The organism is Flavobacterium crocinum (assembly GCF_003122385.1).
In the GTDB taxonomy this organism is placed as follows: Bacteria; Bacteroidota; Bacteroidia; order Flavobacteriales; family Flavobacteriaceae; genus Flavobacterium; species Flavobacterium crocinum.
On sequence record NZ_CP029255.1, the window covers coordinates 1,633,707 to 1,652,752 of the forward strand.

The 19,046-nt window shown below is 33.6% G+C and carries 18 protein-coding genes; 6 read left to right on the forward strand and 12 right to left on the reverse strand.

Annotation, left to right across the window (positions count from 1 at the left end):
• Positions 1–53: 53 nt before the first annotated feature.
• The 4 genes from HYN56_RS07580 to tamL all read right to left on the reverse strand — a co-directional run bounded on the left by HYN56_RS07580 (position 54) and on the right by tamL (position 5,398).
• Positions 54–653, reverse strand: a complete 600-nt coding sequence (locus tag HYN56_RS07580) for a hypothetical protein (protein ID WP_109191622.1) — start codon at positions 651–653, stop codon at positions 54–56.
• A gap of 83 nt (positions 654–736) precedes the next feature.
• The gene (accD, locus tag HYN56_RS07585; protein WP_008466538.1) at positions 737–1,594 is read right to left on the reverse strand and encodes an acetyl-CoA carboxylase, carboxyltransferase subunit beta; all 858 of its coding nucleotides are present in this window, start codon (positions 1,592–1,594) and stop codon (positions 737–739) included.
• A 102-nt stretch (positions 1,595–1,696) separates the two neighbouring features.
• Entirely contained in the window at positions 1,697–2,764 is a 1,068-nt protein-coding gene (fbaA, locus tag HYN56_RS07590) for a class II fructose-bisphosphate aldolase (RefSeq protein WP_012023542.1), read from the reverse strand.
• 60 nt (positions 2,765–2,824) lie between these two features.
• Positions 2,825–5,398 (reverse strand): translocation and assembly module lipoprotein TamL, encoded by a 2,574-nt coding sequence (gene tamL / locus HYN56_RS07595; RefSeq protein ID WP_109191623.1) that lies wholly within the window; start codon positions 5,396–5,398, stop codon positions 2,825–2,827.
• Positions 5,399–5,435: 37 nt separating this feature from the next.
• Between tamL and HYN56_RS07600 the strand changes: the two genes are divergently transcribed.
• Entirely contained in the window at positions 5,436–6,164 is a 729-nt protein-coding gene (locus HYN56_RS07600; RefSeq protein WP_109191624.1) for a TrmH family RNA methyltransferase, read from the forward strand.
• A gap of 9 nt (positions 6,165–6,173) precedes the next feature.
• Here HYN56_RS07600 and porT read toward each other — a convergent pair whose 3' ends face one another.
• The 4 genes from porT to HYN56_RS07620 all read right to left on the reverse strand — a co-directional run bounded on the left by porT (position 6,174) and on the right by HYN56_RS07620 (position 9,048).
• The gene (porT, locus tag HYN56_RS07605) at positions 6,174–6,896 is read right to left on the reverse strand and encodes a type IX secretion/gliding motility protein PorT/SprT (RefSeq protein WP_109191625.1); all 723 of its coding nucleotides are present in this window, start codon (positions 6,894–6,896) and stop codon (positions 6,174–6,176) included.
• A 1-nt stretch (position 6,897) separates the two neighbouring features.
• The gene (gene ubiE, locus HYN56_RS07610) at positions 6,898–7,629 is read right to left on the reverse strand and encodes a bifunctional demethylmenaquinone methyltransferase/2-methoxy-6-polyprenyl-1,4-benzoquinol methylase UbiE (protein WP_109191626.1); all 732 of its coding nucleotides are present in this window, start codon (positions 7,627–7,629) and stop codon (positions 6,898–6,900) included.
• A gap of 579 nt (positions 7,630–8,208) precedes the next feature.
• A complete protein-coding gene (locus HYN56_RS07615; RefSeq protein WP_109191627.1) occupies positions 8,209–8,691 on the reverse strand; it encodes a dihydrofolate reductase in 483 nt (160 codons plus the stop codon).
• Positions 8,692–8,703: 12 nt separating this feature from the next.
• Entirely contained in the window at positions 8,704–9,048 is a 345-nt protein-coding gene (locus HYN56_RS07620; RefSeq protein WP_109191628.1) for a 2TM domain-containing protein, read from the reverse strand.
• A 239-nt stretch (positions 9,049–9,287) separates the two neighbouring features.
• On the opposite strand from HYN56_RS07620, the gene HYN56_RS07625 reads away from it, so the two are divergent.
• A complete protein-coding gene (locus HYN56_RS07625) occupies positions 9,288–9,584 on the forward strand; it encodes an isoamylase early set domain-containing protein (RefSeq protein WP_109191629.1) in 297 nt (98 codons plus the stop codon).
• Positions 9,585–9,622: 38 nt separating this feature from the next.
• Here HYN56_RS07625 and HYN56_RS07630 read toward each other — a convergent pair whose 3' ends face one another.
• From HYN56_RS07630 to HYN56_RS07645, 4 genes are all read right to left on the reverse strand, one after another.
• Complete coding sequence (locus HYN56_RS07630; RefSeq protein WP_109191630.1) at positions 9,623–10,474, reverse strand: thymidylate synthase; 852 nt, start codon at positions 10,472–10,474, stop codon at positions 9,623–9,625.
• 54 nt (positions 10,475–10,528) lie between these two features.
• The gene (locus HYN56_RS07635) at positions 10,529–11,152 is read right to left on the reverse strand and encodes a bifunctional nuclease family protein (protein ID WP_109191631.1); all 624 of its coding nucleotides are present in this window, start codon (positions 11,150–11,152) and stop codon (positions 10,529–10,531) included.
• Between the two features lie 164 nt (positions 11,153–11,316).
• Positions 11,317–12,285, reverse strand: a complete 969-nt coding sequence (locus HYN56_RS07640) for an electron transfer flavoprotein subunit alpha/FixB family protein (RefSeq protein ID WP_109194746.1) — start codon at positions 12,283–12,285, stop codon at positions 11,317–11,319.
• Positions 12,286–12,353: 68 nt separating this feature from the next.
• A complete protein-coding gene (locus tag HYN56_RS07645; protein ID WP_109191632.1) occupies positions 12,354–13,100 on the reverse strand; it encodes an electron transfer flavoprotein subunit beta/FixA family protein in 747 nt (248 codons plus the stop codon).
• 502 nt (positions 13,101–13,602) lie between these two features.
• Between HYN56_RS07645 and HYN56_RS07650 the strand changes: the two genes are divergently transcribed.
• From HYN56_RS07650 to HYN56_RS07665, 4 genes are all read left to right on the forward strand, one after another.
• A complete protein-coding gene (locus HYN56_RS07650; protein WP_109191633.1) occupies positions 13,603–14,580 on the forward strand; it encodes a pyruvate dehydrogenase complex E1 component subunit beta in 978 nt (325 codons plus the stop codon).
• 70 nt (positions 14,581–14,650) lie between these two features.
• Positions 14,651–17,152 carry a DUF5686 and carboxypeptidase-like regulatory domain-containing protein gene (locus tag HYN56_RS07655; RefSeq protein WP_109191634.1) on the forward strand — a complete coding sequence of 834 codons (2,502 nt, stop codon included), beginning with the start codon at positions 14,651–14,653 and terminating at the stop codon, positions 17,150–17,152.
• A gap of 245 nt (positions 17,153–17,397) precedes the next feature.
• Complete coding sequence (dapF, locus tag HYN56_RS07660) at positions 17,398–18,264, forward strand: diaminopimelate epimerase (protein ID WP_109191635.1); 867 nt, start codon at positions 17,398–17,400, stop codon at positions 18,262–18,264.
• 146 nt (positions 18,265–18,410) lie between these two features.
• Positions 18,411–18,941, forward strand: coding sequence for an inorganic diphosphatase (locus tag HYN56_RS07665; protein WP_091493871.1), 531 nt, complete (start codon positions 18,411–18,413; stop codon positions 18,939–18,941).
• Positions 18,942–19,046: the final 105 nt, after the last annotated feature.

The following is a 19,046-nucleotide window of genomic DNA, read 5'->3' on the forward strand; positions in this document are numbered from 1 at the left end:
CGTTGAGAAATGAAACCACAAGATTTATAAGTTCCGAGGAACGGCACATATTCTTATTTGTTGTTTGGAAGTTTAATCTTTGTTTTATCCCATTTGATTGAATCAGGGTAGTAATAGACATGTCTGCTTTGGTTGTTTTTATATCTTAAAACAGTGTCTTCTTCTTGAGTAGTTCTTCGAATAAAGTAAGTGCCGATATTTTTCGTGTTTAAGAATTCAAAAAATGATGGATTTTTAATGGTGTCGTTTTGAGAAGCAATAATTAAAATCTGTCTGTTTTTTTCTTTAACTAAGATATTTTCTGAAAGAAAATCAGTTAAATTTTTAGGTGGAATTCTAATAATGTCTTTTGGTTCTAAATGTAAAAAATGAGGAAGAGTATCATTTTCACTGCCATAACTGCATAATGCCAAAAAGTGCTCTCTTTGATAAAAATATAAATTTCCTTTTTTGTCAATTATTAATTGGCTTTCTCCATAGAAAAATCCTTTTGTTGATGGAGGATGTACTGCTAATGAATCGTAATATTTTTCAAGTTCTTTATCCTCATAGGAGATGATATAAGGTTTGTTTTTAATAATAGCTTTTTCCTCTTTTTTAGCACAGTTCAAAAGAAGCAAACAAATCACAAACCCAATAAAAACTCTTTTCATAGAAAGTCAGATTTAAAATAAATATATAAAAAAAATCCCAAGAAATTGCTTCTTGGGATTTTGTGTTTAAAAATAGTGTAATACTATTTTCTAATATCATTATTTTGAATCAAATCGATATATAAGTTGATCTTATCTTTCAATTCTTTTCTCGGCGTGATAAAGTCTAAGAAACCGTGCTCTAATAAGAACTCAGCAGTTTGGAAACCTTCCGGCAAATCTTTTCCTGTAGTATCGCGAACAACACGTGGACCAGCAAAACCAATCAAAGCGCCTGGTTCAGAGATGTTAATGTCTCCTAACATAGCATATGATGCAGTTGTTCCTCCGGTTGTTGGATCTGTACAAAGAGAGATATAAGGTAATTTAGCTTCAGCTAATTGAGCCAGTTTTACAGAAGTTTTTGCTAATTGCATTAAAGAATAAGCAGCTTCCATCATACGAGCTCCGCCAGATTTAGAGATCATAACAAAAGGTAGTTTATTTTTGATTGCGTGATCAATACCTCTTGCAATTTTCTCACCCACAACAGCTCCCATAGATCCACCAATAAAAGCGAAATCCATACAGCAAATTACAAGTTCTCTTCCTTTAGATTTTCCTACTCCTGTACGTACAGCGTCTTTTAGATGAGTTTTTTCCATTACATCTTTCAAACGGTCTGCGTATTTCTTTGTATCCACAAAGTGCAGAGGGTCTTTTGATGTCATGTTTTTGTCCAACTCAACAAATTCGTTGTTGTCGAATAAAATTTCAAAATAGGTTGCGCTTCCAATTCGAACGTGAAAATCATCTTCAGGGCTCACGAACAAATTTCTCGCTAATTCGTCAGCATCAATAATTTTTCCAGTAGGAGATTTGTACCACAACCCTTTCGGAACGTCCATCTTGTCTTCAGTAGCGGTCGTAATCCCTTTTTCTTGTCTTTTAAACCAAGCCATTTCTTTTAGTATTCAGTGTTCAGTAATAAAATTTCAGTGTTCAGTTGTATTCAGTTTTAAGTATTCAAACTGAACACTTAAAACTGTACACTGATTACTTTTTTATAACGTGTTTACGTTATTTAAATCAGCAAAAGCTTGTTCAAGTCTTGCGTTGAATGTTACTTCGCTTTCACGAACCCATCTTCTTGGATCGTAGTATTTTTTGTTTGGAGCATCCGGACCTTCTGGGTTACCAATTTGAGATTTCAAATAGTCAAGGTTTTTAACCATATAATCACGGATACCTTCAGTGTATGCAAATTGTAAATCTGTATCGATGTTCATTTTGATAACTCCGTAGCTAATTCCTTCTCTGATTTCTTCAAGTGTAGAACCTGAACCTCCGTGGAAAACGAAGTCAACTGGATTGTGTCCTGTGTTGAATTTGTTTTGTACGAAATCCTGAGAATTTTTTAAGATTTTTGGAGTTAATTTTACGTTTCCTGGTTTGTAAACACCGTGAACGTTTCCAAAAGCAGCAGCTATAGTAAATTTAGGGCTCACTTTAGATAATTCTTCGTAAGCATAAGCTACTTCTTCTGGTTGAGTATATAATTTTGAGCTGTCAACATCAGAGTTGTCAACACCATCTTCTTCACCACCTGTAATACCAAGTTCGATTTCCAATGTCATGCCCATTTTGCTCATTCTAGCTAAATATTCTTTACAGATCTCGATGTTTTCTTCGATTGGCTCCTCAGACAAATCGATCATGTGAGAACTGAATAATGGTTTTCCTGTTTCTGCGAAGTGTTTTTCAGAAGCATCTAATAAACCATCAATCCAAGGTAAAAGTTTTTTTGCGCAGTGGTCAGTGTGTAAGATTACAGTTGCACCGTAAGCTTCTGCCAAAGTATGAATGTGTTTTGCTCCTGCGATTCCTCCCGCGATTGCTGCTTTTTCACCTGCATTTGATAATCCTTTTCCAGCGTTGAATTGTGCTCCACCGTTAGAAAATTGAATGATAACTGGCGCGTTTAGTTTTGCTGCAGTTTCAAGAACTCCATTAATTGTGCTAGATCCAGTAACGTTTACTGCTGGAAGAGCAAAACCCTTCTCTTTCGCATAATTAAAGATCTCTTGTACTTGATCTCCTGTAGCTACTCCTGGTTTAATGTTGTGTGCCATTGTAATTTTTTTTATAGTTGTTTTTAGTTTTTAGGTTGCAAAAATAAGAATTAAATACCATTAGAACGGATAATTTATACCAAAATTTAAAACCGAGTGTCCAAAATTGTATTCTTTAAACCATCGCTCTCCTTTGTCATGTGCCGGATTATAAGTCTTAAAGCCTAAATCTAAACGAATAACAAAAAAGCTTAAATCGTATCGTAATCCAAATCCTGTTCCTAAAGCAATTTCTTCTAAATCGTTTAAGTTGTCAAATTTTGCTTTTGGATCTGTCACATTATCGAGTACATTCCAGATATTTCCGGCGTCTGCAAAGAGCGCCCCTTTAACATCTCCAAAAACTTTGAAACGATATTCAAGACTCGCTGCGATTTTCATATTTGCTTCGTTAAAGTCATTCACTGCGTTGGTGCTTCCTGGTCCTAAAGCATATGGTTGCCAAGCACGGTTGTCATTTGAACCTCCGCCATAATAACTTCGTGAAAACGGAATATAATTGGAATTTCCAAACGGAATTGCAATTCCAAAGAAGCTTCTAACAGCCAAAACTTTTTCTTTTCCAAAATCCCAGAGTTTGATATAATCAAACTCTGTTTTTATGTATTCAGAATATTCTAAGTTAAAAATCTCGTAGTTTCCTCTGGAGTTCTTTGGTAAATTTCCAATTGCTGAAACCGCTGACAACAAAGTTCCTGCAGATTCAATTTTAGTTCTGAATTGATAGAAATTATTGTCGGCAAGATCTTTTTTGGTTGTTTTGGTAAAAGAATAACTGGTCGCCAAGATAAAGTCGTTTTCGGTCAAACGGATTCTTCTTTCTTCTATACTTGAAACTTCCTGATATTGAGAATTACCTGGTGTTAAGGTTGTTCCTCCAGTTAATACGTCATTGGTAAATCCTGCAGTTCCTTTAGGTATAGTTAGATTTTTATTCTGTTGCTGTTCTGTTGTGTCTCCCCAGTTGGCAGGGTTAACATTATAGTCTTTTCCAATATTATTTAAATCATCATAAGAAGAAGTATAGACATTAAAATAATTATCCGGATTCAGATTACGAACAAATTGTGCATTTAATAATTCCAGTTTTGCTGTATTGTGACGTTTTGGAGTCCAGTTATATGAAATACCTCCTGTAAAGTTTTCTTTGTCCAGACCAATATTTCGCTGTTTCGAAAAACCCGAAGTTATAGAGGTATACGGAATCATACTTTTTGGAATAATTTTCTCAGTTCCAAAAGGGAAAAGAATCCTTGGGAAATTTAATTTCATATCCAGACCATATTCCGAAACATTAAAGAAATTATTGTTAGGATTTGCCATATCTCTCGAAGAACCGATATTTAAGCGGGCTGAAATTTCCAGAGTCTCGGCACGATTGAATACATTTCGAATGGTCTCTGAAATACTTGCTCCAATTCCGAAATCCTGAATGTTAGAATGTGTAACGTCAAAAGTAGCTCCGAAACTGTATTTTTTTCTTGGAGTCAAATAAACATTTGCGATAAGAGATTGCGCTGTAGAATCTCTTTTATCAACTTCGTACTGAATAGATGGATAGTTGAAAATCTTCAGATTATTTAAATATCGGGAAGAAAGAGTGGTTCTGAAATCGGCAAAAGTACTCCCTTTGGTAATAAAAATAGCATCTGTAATAGCACGCGGCTTGTACTTTAGTGTTTTGTAACTGTAAAGATTAAAGTTGTTGTAAGTTGTACTGTCAGTTGGTTTTTTCTTTGCATTTGCGGCAGAATAATCCGTATAAATATTTACATCACTGATAGTATATAATTTGAAAGGTTCAGTTCGGCTTGAATCTCTTCCCTGAATAATATTATTGCTGATATTTAATCTTACATTGGCCTGATTCTTTTTGCCAATGGTATCAATATCGAAAGTTACATAAGTAGGCTGAAAGTAATAAGCACCGTGATTTCTGAAATAAGTCGTAATACGGTTTTTTTCTTCTTCAAAATCGGTAGTTTTGTATTGATTTCCGGATTTTAGTAAAGAAGGTTCATTACTGGTTTTATATAATGAATCTAATGCAGGAGTTGTTATATTAGTACTGATGGTGTCTAATTTATAAGCTGGACCTGTTGTAATGTTGTAATTAATTGCAGCTCTTTTTTTACCAACAGTATCAATGGTGTAACCTGTCTGAACATTAAAAAAACCATTGTTGAAATAATAATATTTTAAACGCAGCAATGATTTTTTTGTTTTTGCAGTGTCGATAATTACGGGAGGTTCACCGGTATTTTTTAGAAACTCATGAATTCCTTTGTAATAAAAAGACTGGCCAAGTCGGTCTACTTGTTTTGCAGAGAAAATTTTAGACATTCGTTCGTACTTTCCGGGATTGTTTTTGAATTTTGCCTGATAAGTTGAATCCGGATTTAGATTGGCTAAATTGTATAAGTTTAATCTAAGTTTGTAGCCTAAAAGTTTACCATTTGGTTTCTGGTACATCTGATTAGCTGCAACTTCATCGTTTGTTGATTTTCCGTTAACCAGAATATTATTTTTTACAAGAAGGTTTTTTCCATCGGGAACTCTTTTTACGGCATTACAAGCGCAAATAAGTATTGCAATTAGAAGAAATGCTATTATTTTTGTGGAATTATTTTTCAAGTGTTTTTTAATATTTAATTCAAAAGTACATTATTTTATGGTTAGTAAAAACCAAATAAAACTTATCTCAGGTTTACATCAAAAAAAGCAGCGTTTTGCAAATCAATTATTTTTTGCTGAAGGAGTAAAAGTAATTCAAGAATTGCTGCAATCCAATTTTGAATTAGAACATTTATACACCACATTAAATGATTTTGAAACGGTTCATGCTTCAAAACGAACGCTTGTTAATGAACAAGAACTGAAAAAAATAAGTGCTTTGTCGACTCCAAATTCCTGTTTGGCAGTTTTCAAAATGCCGGCCGAAAAGGCTATTGCCAATTCTGGTTTAATCATTGCTTTAGACGATATCAGAGATCCCGGAAATCTGGGGACTATTTTGCGTCTTTGTGATTGGTTTGGCATTAAACAAGTAATTTGTTCAAAAGAAACAGTCGACATTTACAACCCAAAAGTGGTTCAGGCCACAATGGGATCAATTACCAGAGTAAATGTGAATTATATTGACTTAAAAACTTTTCTTGCTCAAACTAAACTGCCTGTTTTTGGAACCTTTATGGACGGAGCAAATATTTATCAATCAGAATTACCAAAAGAGGGAGTCATTATTATGGGTAATGAAGCTAATGGTATTTCAGAAGAAATTGAAAAAATAGTAACTTCCCGTCTGTCAATTCCAAGATTTGGAGAGCTGCAAAAAACCGAAAGTTTAAATGTAGCTACTGCAACTGCAATTATTCTTAGTGAATTTAAACGAAATAGTTAAGATTTTGTTTTAATGAAAAGTGAAATTTATTAAAATCGCTCTGGATTTCATAGAATCGATATTATCTGTATAAGGGCTAACCGGATGCTCGGCTGTTACATTATCAGGAATAATTTCATTGGTGATACCAAACATACCTCTTACAGAAGGAGAAAAGATAAAATACTCGGTAAAAATATCGATTCCAAATCCAACTTCATAAGCAGCGGTCCATTGTTTTACTCTGAATTTTTGCTGCCAGTTATCATCCTGAGATTTAGCATTACTGGACAGATTTAAAGTAGTTGACATACCTCCAACTAAATACGGACGAATATTTCCTGTACGTAAGGCAGAAAATTTCAACAATAATGGAAAGTGAATATAAGTACTGTTTACTTCTCTTAAATAATCATTTTCAGTACTTCCTACACCAGGAAAATAAAGGTCACGTTTTGTATAATACAATCCCGGTTCAAAACGTAGGTTAATATATTCCTGTAATCTTAAATCGGCTACAACTCCCACGTTAAAACCAGTAGTTTTTTTTACCTGAATATCATTTTGTACCGGAGTTTTGTAATCAAATTTAAAATCAAAACTGTTAAAACCTAAATAATAACCAAAGTAAACACGTTGCTTTTGCCAGTTTTCAAGGTTAATAATAGGGTCTTTGCTAAACATGTTTTTAGCAAATTGCGAATGCCCTTTTGTTGTTAAGACTAATAAAATTAAGATTACAGCTTTTTTCATACTATTTTTTAGATGCAGAATAAATCGTTGCGACACCAAAAGTTTGCGGCATTGCCACAACATCTATAAACCCAGTTTTTCTCAAAATATTGTTTAAGGCTTCTCCATACGGAAAAGCAGCGGCAGATTCAGACAGATAGCCATAAGCATCATTGTCTTTTGAAAATAATTTACCAATAAGAGGTAATATATTTTTGCTGTAAAAATTATAACCTTGTTTATAAGGGAATTTGTCCGGAACAGAAGTTTCTAAGATAACAAAAACACCATTTGGTTTTAAAACCCTTAGGATTTCAGAGAAACCTTTTTCAAGATTTTCAAAATTTCTTACTCCAAAACCAACAGTGATTGCGTCAAAGTAATTATCCTCAAAAGGCATATTTTCAGAATCGCCTAAAACCAATTCGATAACATTAGAAAGATTTTTTTCCTGAACCTTCTTTTTTCCAACTTCCAACATTCCGGCAGAAATATCCAGACCAATAATTTTTTCGGCTTTAGTCTGAGCTAATAAAATAGCTAAATCACCAGTTCCTGTAGCGATGTCTAAAACAACTTTAGGTTTTTTGTCTGATACTATTTTTAATACTTTTTTACGCCACTTAACATCAATACCAAATGAAATGACACGATTTAAATTGTCGTAATTCCCAGAAATGGTGTCAAACATTTGGGTTACCTGCTCTTTTTTACCTAGTGAAGAGTCTTTATACGGAGTTACTTTTTCAGACATTTTTTTAATTTGGACAAATATAAACAATCTAGTTTAACTGTAATTGAGTTTTTTGATTTGTAAAATAAATGTTTTGGATGATTTGTTTTAAGGTTAAGAATTAGGATGTTTTGGCATCCCTAAATTTAGGGATATTAATAAAATCCCTAAATCACGGTATTGTGTAATCCCTCTAATATGAACAACTTTGCTAAAGTAAAAATGATTAAAGTTTTAATGATTGATAATTGTCACTATGACTTAAGCAAATGGTTACTGTTTTTGCGCTTGTAAATTCATTTGTTCTTGAAAAAGTTTTGTAAGTATTATTCTTGGGGGGAAATACTAATTAATAGTGCAAAATACGTTCTTAGGATTAAATTTGTTTTTGGAAATTTTAATTTTCTGCCTTTAATATCTTAGTGGTATTTGTTGTTAAAGGCGTTTTTGAGATTTAGGTCTCAAATAACATAAAATGTTATTCAGTTATTTCAAATGTTTTCAACATTTGTGATTTTTAAACAAAAACTATTCTTGAGAGAGTCAGGTCAAAAATCAATTGTTTTAAAAACATCCTCTATTTTAGAGGATGTTTTTTATTTATTTTCTAATGTAAGTTTCGTAAGTGTAATCATAAAGATGTTTTTCATCTTTATAATTTTCTTCAGATTCTACTAAAAGCCATTCGCTTTTATTAATTTTCGGAAAGAAAGTATCAGCATCAAAACTGTGGTGAACTTTAGTTAATTCTATTATGTCTGTAAACGGAAGTGCAAGATTGTAAATTTCACCGCCACCAATAACATAACTGTCATCATTTTCCGGGCATGCAGCGATTGCTTTTTCTATGCTGTCAACAACAATGCATCCTTCAGGCTGATAATTCTCCTGACGGGTAATTATGACATGTACTCTGTTTGGTAATGGTTTAGGAAAACTTTCAAAAGTTTTTCTTCCCATAATAATATGATGACCGGTAGTAAGTGATTTAAATCTTTTAAAATCATTTGGCAGGTGCCATACTAATTCATTGTTTTTTCCAAGCGCATTATTTTCGGCCGCAGCCGCTATCATTATAATCATGGTATGCTTAAACTAAATTTTATTTTCATTCTCTTCATTAATTGAAGATTCGAGCTGACCAATTCTTTTTTGCTGTAAAGCAACTAGTCGGTCAATTTGTTCTCTTTCCCATTTTTTATTCATAAAACGGTCAGTGATGTACACTTTTATAAAATGCAGAATAAAAAGAAATAACCAAATGGTAATACCCCAGATACACCAATTTTGAGTGGTGCCTTCGCCAAAACCAAAAAATCTATTGGCAATAAATAAAAATAAACTTCCCAGAAGGAAAAGAACAAAATGAAAATAAAGGATTTTTTTTTGTCTTAACCGGCGTCTGGCATATTCGTATTGTTCGTGCACTTCTTTTTCCATAAGATAAAAATGAGATTATAAAGTTAAAATTTATTTTGGAAAGTCAATATTTTGCGAATAGAATATTTGATTTGAAATGATCTAAGAATTTGAAAAGCAAAATTTTATGTGGGATAAATTACAGATATAGCTAAAATTGTGTGCCGATTTTGGTATTATCATAAATCGATTAGTGTCGTAGTGAGGATTTGAACGATTTTACTTAATTTTAGAGGTATAAATCTAAAAACTAAATAGTTATGTCTTTGAAAAAACAATTTATCAAAACGAAGCCAGTTTGTAAAGTAACATTTTCTATAGATGCCAAGGATGCTGATTCGGCAGCAGTTGTGGGAGATTTTAACAACTGGAATCCTTCAGAAGGAACTTTAAGTAAGTTAAAAAACGGAACTTTTAAAGCAACTTATGACTTGGTTAAGGATGCGATTTACGAATTCAAGTACATAATTGACGGAACATATGTAAATGATCCGGAAGCCGATTCTTATAAATGGAATGATTACGCAGGAAGTGAAAATAGTGTTTTAGTTGTATAAAAAAATCCGCTTATTTTTTTAAGCGGATTTTTTGTTTTTTATACAGCGACACTTCCTTTTATAGCAGGATGCGGATCGTAATCTACTAAAGTGAAATCATCATAATCAAAATCAAAAATGTTTTTAATCTCCGGATTCAAAATCATTTTTGGTAATGGTTTTGGTTCACGGGTTAATTGTAATTCTAATTGTTCAAAATGATTATTGTAAATGTGTGCATCACCAAAAGTGTGTATAAATTCACCTGGTTCCAAATCGCAAACCTGAGCAATCATCATTGTAAATAATGCGTAAGAAGCAATATTAAAAGGAACTCCTAAAAATATATCGGCACTTCTTTGGTATAACTGGCAGGATAATTTTCCTTTTGTTTCTCCTTTTTCTAAATCCGGTGCTGCTACATAAAACTGAAAAAAAGCATGACAAGGAGGTAAGGCAGCTTTGTTATTTGCAACATTCTCCTCAAATGATTTTTTAGTATCCGGAAGAACTGATGGGTTCCATGCAGAAACCAACATTCTTCGGCTATTCGGATTTGTTTTTAATTCGGTAATTAATTCAGATATCTGATCAATTTCTTCACTGTTCCAGTTGCGCCACTGATGCCCGTAAACAGGCCCTAAATCTCCATTAGAATCAGCCCATTCGTCCCAGATTTTTACTCCGTTTTCTTTAAGGTATTTGATGTTAGTATCACCTTTTAAAAACCAAAGTAATTCGTAGATAATTGATTTTAAATGAAGCTTTTTTGTTGTAACCATCGGGAAACCTTCACTTAAATCAAAACGCATCTGATAACCGAAAACACTTTTTGTTCCGGTTCCGGTACGGTCTCCTTTTTGATTGCCGTTTTCTAAAACGTGTTTTACTAAATCTAAGTATTGTTTCATGTTTAGGTTTATTCGTTTGACTGTTTAATCGATTTAACGAATGAACAGTTATAATTATCTTCTAGAGATTTCGTCTCTGATTTTAGCTGCTTTTTCGTAATCTTCCTGAGAAACTGCCTGATCTAAAAGATCATTTAGTTCCTGCAATGTGTGTTTTGCATACACATCACCGGATTGATTTGTTTCTTCCTCATGTCCAAAAGTTTCCGGATTAGAAAGTACATCATCAATTTCCTGAGCTCCCTGATCAGAATCTGAGGCGTTTGATTTTAAATAAATTCCGGCTTTGTCCAGAATGTTTTTATAAGTAAAAATCGGAGCATTAAAACGTAAAGCCAAAGCAATAGCGTCTGATGTTCTGGCATCGATAATTTCTTCGATTTTATCTCTTTCACAGATTAAACTGGAGTAAAATACGCCGTCAACAAGTTTATGAATAATGACTTGTTTTACTACAATGTCAAATCTTTCTGCAAAGTTTTTGAACAGATCGTGCGTTAACGGACGAGGAGGTTTTATTTCTTTTTCTAAGGCAATAGCTATCGATTGGGCTTCAAAAGCGCCAATAACTATAGGTAATTTTCTTTCACCATCAACTTCATTCAGAATTAAGGCATAAGCGCCATTTTGAGTTTGACTGTATGAAATTCCTTTTATAGATAATTTTACTAGACTCATATATGTTTGTAAAAAAGGCACTTAGCACCTCATTTTATTGCTTTTTTTGATTGGAAAATAAAGCTGCAATTTTAATCAAAAAATATGGAACAAAAAAGCTGCCTTAAAACAAAGATACGATTATCTTGTTTTTAGGCAGCTATATTTTAAGAGAGAATTTTAATTTAAGAATGTTGAGCTTTAAAAGCTTTTAATTTCTCTGTTAGTTGTGGTACAATTTCGAAAGCATCACCAACAATTCCGTAATCAGCTACTTTGAAGAAAGGAGCTTCCGGATCATTATTGATTACCACTTTTACTTTTGATGAGTTAATACCCGCAATATGCTGTATAGCTCCGGAGATACCAATAGCAATGTATAAGTTTGTTGCAACCGGCTTTCCAGTTTGTCCAACGTGCTCGCTGTGAGGTCTCCATCCTAAATCTGAAACCGGTTTAGAACATGCAGTTGCAGCGCCTAAAACTTCAGCTAAATTTTCAATTAATCCCCAGTTTTCAGGACCTTTTAAGCCACGTCCGCCAGAAACTACGATGTCAGCATCAGCAATAGAAACTTTTCCGGAAACCTTTTCAACAGAATCTACTTTAATTCCGAAGTCGTTATCTCCAAGTGTTGGGTTAAAATCTTCCGCAGCAGCGGCTCCTGTACTTTCAAAAATTCCGTAAGAATTTTTAGCTAAACCAAGAACTTTTACATCGGTATCGATTTGAGTGATGTTGAAAGCTTTGTTTGAAAAAGCATTTCTTTTTACCTGGAATGGAGAAGTACTTACTGGTAATCCAACAACATTTGAAGCAAAACCAGCATTTAAAGCTACCGCAACTAATGATGAAAGATAGATACTGTCTGTTGTAGAAGAAAGTAAAACTACTTTTGTTCCTTCTTTTTCAGCAGCCTGTTTGATTACATCAGCGTAAGCCTTAGCAGTAAAGCCAGCTAATTTATCGTTGGTTACTTTTAATACTTTATCAACTCCGTATTTGCCTAATTCGCTTACATCGCTAATGTTTACAGTCAAAGCTGTAACAGTTGTTCCTAAAGATTCAGCTACTTTTTTAGCATAAGAAGCTAATTCGAAAGCTACTTTTTTAAATTTTCCTTCTGCAGATTCTGCATATATTAATATTGACATGATTTTTTTGTTTTGAGGTTTCATGTTTCAGGTTTCACGTTTGAAAACTGAACACTAAAAACTGATTACTAGATTACTTTCGCTTCGTTGTGTAATAAATTGATTAACTCATCTAAATTATCTGCAGAAACCAATTTTACTGCCGATTTTGGAGCTGGTTTTTCAAATTTCACCGCTTTAGTATTTACAGGAGCCTCAACTGGCTCAAGAATAGTTAAAGCCTTAGTTCTTGCAGTCATGATTCCTCTCATGTTTGGAATACGAAGATCTTTTTCTTCAACAAGACCTTTTTGAGCGCCAATAATTAAAGGCAGAGTAGTGCTTACAGTTTCTTTTCCACCGTCAATTTCACGAACTGCTTTTACGTTGTTTCCGTCAACAGTTAAGTTTGTACAAGAGTTTAAGAAGTTAGAACCTAAAATACCAGCAATCATTCCAGGAACCATTCCTCCATTATAATCTAAAGATTCTTTTCCTGCAATTACAAGATCATAACCTCCGTTTTTAATTACTTCTGCTAATTGTTTTGCAACAAAAAAACCATCAGTTGGATTTGCGTTTACACGAATTGCTTCGTTTGCTCCAATTGCCAAAGCTTTACGCAATGTTGGTTCAGTATCAGGGCCTCCAACGTTTACGACGGTTACATTTGCACCTTGCTGCTCCTGGAACCAAATTGCACGTGTAAGACCAAATTCGTCGTTAGGGTTAATTACATATTGTACGCCGGCTGTATCAAATTCTGAATCACCGTTAGTAAAGTTAATTTTAGAAGTAGTATCAGGTACATGGCTGATGCAAACTAGTATTTTCATAAGTATATATTTTGAATTTATAATATGCTTTTACAAATTTAGAATTTAATTTGGAATAATTATACTATGCATGCATAATATTTTTTAAAACTATTACGATTTCGCAGATTATGCGGTTTTAAGTGATTTTCATCGGAATCTAAAAATGAAAAAACATTCATTTTGCCTGATTGTTAGGAATTTTGCAATTATTAGAGTGTTCTGGTAGATTTAAATTTTGTATAAAAAATACTATTTTTCGGTTTTTTACGTTTTGATGAATGAATTCTGGAGAAACAAGAATTAAACAAATAGATAAAACTTTGTATAAAAAATATTTTTAGCCTAACTAAGTGTGGATTTTATGTTATTATATCGATTTCGTAAATATCACAATAAGCATAAAAAAGTTAAAAGCTCAAGATGTAAAGAAGTTCATGCGATTTTAAATTCAATTTATGCTTTTAAGTTATTTAAAATATTTATTTTTGCTCTTCAGAAAATTCAATATACAATATAAAATATGAGAACAATACAATTTAGAGAGGCCATTTGTGAAGCGATGAGCGAAGAAATGCGTCGCGATGAATCCATATATTTAATGGGAGAAGAGGTTGCAGAATACAATGGAGCTTACAAAGCTTCTAAAGGAATGCTTGCTGAGTTTGGTGAAAAAAGAGTAATTGATACTCCAATTGCTGAGCTTGGTTTTTCAGGAATTGCAGTAGGTTCTGCAATGAACGGAAACCGCCCTATTGTAGAATATATGACATTCAACTTCTGTTTAGTTGGTATTGATCAAATTATAAACAACGCTGCTAAAATGCGTCAAATGACAGGGGGACAATTTAATGTGCCTATCGTTTTCCGCGGACCAACAGCTTCTGCTGGTCAATTAGGAGCAACTCACTCTCAGGCTTTAGAAAACTGGTTTGCAAACACTCCGGGTCTTAAAGTTATTGTTCCTTCAACTCCTTACGATGCAAAAGGATTATTGAAATCAGCTATCCGTGATAATGATCCTGTAATCTTCATGGAGTCTGAGCAAATGTACGGTGATAAAGGTGAAGTGCCAGACGGAGAATATACAATTCCAATTGGTGTTGCTGATGTTAAACGTGAAGGAACTGATGTAACTATTGTTTCTTTCGGAAAAATCATCAAAGAAGCTTTTATCGCTGCTGATGAATTAGCTAAAGAAGGAATCTCTTGTGAGATTATCGACTTAAGAACAGTTCGTCCAATGGATAAAGATGCGATTCTTAAATCGGTTAAAAAAACAAATCGTTTAGTAATTCTTGAAGAAGCTTGGCCAGTTGCCAGCCTTTCTTCTGAGATTTCTTATATCGTTCAAGAGCAAGCATTCGACTTCCTTGATGCGCCAATTCAACGTATTACAACTGCAGATACTCCTGCGCCTTACTCACCGGTACTATTAAAAGACTGGTTGCCAAATGCTGGTGATGTAGTAAAAGCAGTTAAAAAAGTATTATACAAATAATACAAATTTAAAATACTCACAAAACTTCATCATTCATAGTTAATTGATGAAGTTTTTTTTTGCCCGGACAATGAAAAGAATAATTTTACTCAGCCTATTTTTTGTATTCGCATTTGCGGCTATTGCTACTGCACAAACGAAAGTGAGTGGAATTGTTTTGGACAAATCTAATCAGCCGATACCTTTTGCAAATGTTGTTTTCAAAGGTTCTAATACCGGAATTGTTTCCAACGAGGACGGTCGTTTTTATTTAGAATCACCAAATACTTATACGGCATTAATAGTGACTTCTGCAGGGTTTTCAGATAAAGAAGTTCCTTTAGAAAAAGCAGTCAATTATAATTTTAAAATTGTTTTAGGCGAAGCCGAAGCATTGAATGAAGTTGTAATTTATACAGGTAAGACTTCCAAAAAAAACAATCCGGCATTAGATATTTTGAGGAAGATTTGGGAAAGAAAGCGTAAAAACGGACTTTACCAATTCAATCAATATCAAATGCAAAAGTATGAAAAGGTTGAGTTTGACATGAACACGATTGATAGTGCTTTCATGAAAAACAAGCTTTTCAAAGGAATGGAGTTTGTCTTTAATCATGTTGATACTTCAGATGTTACGGGAAAAACGTATCTGCCGATTTTTATAAACGAATCGGTTTATGATGTTTACGGAGATAATAAATTAAAGAAAGTAAAAGAAAATATTACTGGAAACAAAATGTCTGGTTTCAATGGGAATCAACAGATTTTGGCTTTCGTAAAAGACCTTTATTCAGATTATAATATTTACGATAATCACCTTAAGTTTTTTGATAAAAGTTTTACAAGTCCATTGTCACGAACAGGAATTGATGTTTACAATTACGTATTGAAAGACAGTGCTTATATCGACAAAAAATGGTGTTTTAATATTGTTTTTTATCCGAGACGTAAAAATGAGCTGACGTTTAAAGGAGATTTCTGGGTAAATGATACGACTTTTGCTATCAAAAAAATTAATATGGGTGTTACTAAAAGCGCCAATATTAACTGGGTAAAAGACATTTACATCGAGCAGGAATTTGATGTAGAAAATGATTCTATTTTCCTTCTGACCCGCGATTATATGATGTCTGATTTTGCTTTGAATAAAAAAGAAAAATCAAAAGGAGTTTATGGAAAACGAACGACTTTGTATCGTAACCATAAATTCAACATTCAGAAACCGGAGAAATTCTATAAAGAAGAAGTCAATTTCATAGACAATGCGGTCTATGATCGACCGCCTGAATTCTGGGAAGAAAATCGTTTTGAAAAACTAAATAAAGATGAAGCGGGTATTTATAAAATGCTCGATACACTGCAGACGGTCAAGCGATTTAAGCAGCTCTATAATCTCGTCTCCATTTTAGGAAGCGGTTACGTTGAATTTAAGAACTTCGATTACGGACCTATTTATTCGACTTTTGGTTATAATGAAGTCGAAGGTTTACGATTGAGGGTAGGAGGAAGAACGTATTTCGGACCAAACGATCCTTGGCGTTTGCAGGCTTATACCGCTTACGGATTTGATGATAATAAATTCAAATATGGAGTTTCCGGTAAATGGATGGTCGACAAGAAAAACCGCGTTATTATTTCCGGAGGAAACAGGCGCGACATCGAACAGATTGGAGCCAGTTTAACCACGACAAATGATATTTTAGGCCGAAGTTTTGCCTCTTCTGCTTTGTTTACAACAGGAAGCAACGGAAAACTCACGAATATTAATCTGAGTAATCTCTCGGTTGAAATGGAAGCCAAGAAGAATTTTGTTGTTTCGGCGGGATTTTCGTATCGAACATTAGAATCGGCTTCAAAAACTTTTAGTTTAGATTATTATACTACTTTGCCAACGGCCGCAAATCCGACAGGAGTTATCAAAAGCGATGTAAAACAAACAGAAGCGAATATTCAGTTTGAATATATGCCAAACCGAAAAACAATTGGTTATGGTGTAGAAAGAGATTTAGTGGACAGTCCGTTTAGCCATTTCTTTGTAAACTTTAGTTATGGTCTTAAAGGAGTTTTAGACAGCGATTTTGCTTACGAAAAAATTCAGGTTTTCTACAAACAGCCAATTATAATTGGACCTTTAGGAAGATCGAATATTATTATAGAAACAGGAAAAACATTCGGAACAATTCCGTTAGGATTAATGAGTGTGATTCCGGGTAACCAGACTTATTTTACAATCGAAAATACGTTTAGTAATCTTAACTTCTACGAATTCGTAACAGATCAATATACAACGTTGCAATGGAATCATGATTTTGGCGGAAGATTATTCGCCAGAGTTCCATTTATGAGAAAATTAAACTGGAGAGAATTTATTGGAGTTAGAGCAGTGCACGGAACAATTTCTGAAGCTAATCGCGCTATCAATGCTTCTGGATTGCCTTATAATGCTCCTGAAAATGTATATTGGGAATATCATGCCGGTATTGGAAATATTTTCAAAGTTTTTAGAATTGATTTCTCCTGGAGAGGAAATTATTTAGACATGCCGGACGCTCACAAATTTGCTGTAAAAGGATCTTTTGGATTCTATTTCTAGTCGGATTAATAAAATAGGATTGTCCGCTAAGCGGATTAATAACTTGAAGAGCACAATAATGACGCAGATTAGACGGATTTACTTCGTAAAAATGCGGATTAAAACAGATTTTCTACTTAAATTTTAAACAGATTAATAAAGGATCCGTTTTAATCCGCGTCTTCGCTTTGGCGAATCTGTGTCATCCATGTGCCATTTTCAAAATCAGTACAGCTAACGAATAGTTATAAAATATAATAAAACAAATGAACAAGAATTTCTTTGTAAAAACTCACGGATTAGGTAATGAATATATAGTGCTGGACAGCCAGAATATTACATTTGAACTAACTCAAAAAGCGATAACAAGAATCTGCAATGTAAATTTCGGAATAGGCTCTGATGGTATTTTGTTATTGGTTGATTCTGATCGCGCTGATATCGGTTTACAGATATTCAATCCAGACGGTTCTGAAGCAGAGAAAAGCGGAAACGGATTGCGTATATTCTGTAAATATGTTTTTGATTATGGAATAATAACGAAAAACGAATTTACTGTTGAAACAAAAGGCGGAATCGTAAAAGCTACGATTGAAGAAGCAGTAAATAATAAGGCAAAAATTATAACTGTCGATATGGGACAGGCCATTTTCAAATCAGATTTGATTCCTACAAAGTTTGAAACTCCTGAAGTAGATAATGTTACGATTGAAGCAAATGGTAAATCTTTTGATGTAAACTGTGTTTCTGTTGGAAATCCACATTGTGTTATTCTGAAAGAGGATTTGAGTATTGATGAAATCAAACAATTTGGTCCGTTTTTAGAAAACCATTATATGTTTCCGAATCGAATCAATGTGCAGTTTGCAAAAGTCATTAATCGAAATGAAGTAGAAGTATTGATTTGGGAAAGAGGAGCAGGATTTACCCTTGCATCAGGAAGTTCTTCCTGTGCTGTGGCAAGTGTGATGAAAAGGAAAGGTTTAGTAGATGAAAATATTACAATTAAAATGCAGGGAGGAACATTAAAAATCAAAGTTGATCCTGATTTTAATATTAGAATGACAGGAGAAGTTAGAGAAATTTGCTCGGGTATTTTGAGTGAAGAACTGATAGAAGATGCTGATTTGTAAAAACTTTTATTAACTCACTGTTAGATAACTTAGAAAGTACATTAATTTATGAATAAACTTCATCGATTAATGTACTTTTTTCATTGTAAAAAGGGATTGTTTAGTTATTTTTGCAAGCGAAATTATAGAAACAATAAAAAACGAAAATGACCGCAGACAAATTAACGACTTTCGATGTCTTAATCGAAATACCAAGAGGAAGCAGAAATAAATACGAGTACGATTTTGAAATTAAAAGAATGCGTTTCGACAGAATGTTATTCTCATCAATGATGTACCCAGCTGATTACGGATTTATTCCGGAAACTTTAGCTTTAGACGGAGATCCTCTTGACGTATTAGTTTTGGTAAACGAGCCAACTTTCCCTGGATGTGTGATGGAAGTGAAGCCAATTGGAGTTTTCCACATGGCAGATGACAAAGGACCAGACGAGAAAATTATTTGTGTACCAGTTTCAGACCCAATTTGGAATTCATTAACTGATTTATCAGATATCAACCCTCACTTAGTAAAAGAAATCGAGCACTTCTTCCAGGTTTACAAAGATCTTGAAAACAAAAAAGTAGATGTTGAAGGATGGGGAGACGTAAAAGAAGCATTCGATATTATTGCTGAATGTACTAAGCGTTTTAACGATATTGAAAATAAACCAGAGGGATTATTTAGTATTAAATAATTTAAGTACTCATAATATATAAAAAAAGCAATACTGCCGTCAGGAGTATTGCTTTTTTGTTTAAATTCGTTTTAGTTAGATTGTTGACTATTAACCAAAACCATT

Excerpts from the sequence above, each read along its gene's own strand:
- HYN56_RS07580 (WP_109191622.1), bottom strand. The coding sequence starts at position 653 with ATGAAAAGAGTTTTTATTGGGTTTGTGATTTGTTTGCTTCTTTTGAAC.
- accD (WP_008466538.1), bottom strand. The coding sequence starts at position 1,594 with ATGGCTTGGTTTAAAAGACAAGAAAAAGGGATTACGACCGCTACTGAA.
- fbaA (WP_012023542.1), bottom strand. The coding sequence starts at position 2,764 with ATGGCACACAACATTAAACCAGGAGTAGCTACAGGAGATCAAGTACAA.
- HYN56_RS07600 (WP_109191624.1), top strand. The coding sequence starts at position 5,436 with ATGGTTAGTAAAAACCAAATAAAACTTATCTCAGGTTTACATCAAAAA.
- porT (WP_109191625.1), bottom strand. The coding sequence starts at position 6,896 with ATGAAAAAAGCTGTAATCTTAATTTTATTAGTCTTAACAACAAAAGGG.
- ubiE (WP_109191626.1), bottom strand. The coding sequence starts at position 7,629 with ATGTCTGAAAAAGTAACTCCGTATAAAGACTCTTCACTAGGTAAAAAA.
- HYN56_RS07615 (WP_109191627.1), bottom strand. The coding sequence starts at position 8,691 with ATGATTATAATGATAGCGGCTGCGGCCGAAAATAATGCGCTTGGAAAA.
- HYN56_RS07620 (WP_109191628.1), bottom strand. The coding sequence starts at position 9,048 with ATGGAAAAAGAAGTGCACGAACAATACGAATATGCCAGACGCCGGTTA.
- HYN56_RS07625 (WP_109191629.1), top strand. The coding sequence starts at position 9,288 with ATGTCTTTGAAAAAACAATTTATCAAAACGAAGCCAGTTTGTAAAGTA.
- HYN56_RS07630 (WP_109191630.1), bottom strand. The coding sequence starts at position 10,474 with ATGAAACAATACTTAGATTTAGTAAAACACGTTTTAGAAAACGGCAAT.
- HYN56_RS07635 (WP_109191631.1), bottom strand. The coding sequence starts at position 11,152 with ATGAGTCTAGTAAAATTATCTATAAAAGGAATTTCATACAGTCAAACT.
- HYN56_RS07640 (WP_109194746.1), bottom strand. The coding sequence starts at position 12,285 with ATGTCAATATTAATATATGCAGAATCTGCAGAAGGAAAATTTAAAAAA.
- HYN56_RS07645 (WP_109191632.1), bottom strand. The coding sequence starts at position 13,100 with ATGAAAATACTAGTTTGCATCAGCCATGTACCTGATACTACTTCTAAA.
- HYN56_RS07650 (WP_109191633.1), top strand. The coding sequence starts at position 13,603 with ATGAGAACAATACAATTTAGAGAGGCCATTTGTGAAGCGATGAGCGAA.
- HYN56_RS07655 (WP_109191634.1), top strand. The coding sequence starts at position 14,651 with ATGAAAAGAATAATTTTACTCAGCCTATTTTTTGTATTCGCATTTGCG.
- dapF (WP_109191635.1), top strand. The coding sequence starts at position 17,398 with ATGAACAAGAATTTCTTTGTAAAAACTCACGGATTAGGTAATGAATAT.
- HYN56_RS07665 (WP_091493871.1), top strand. The coding sequence starts at position 18,411 with ATGACCGCAGACAAATTAACGACTTTCGATGTCTTAATCGAAATACCA.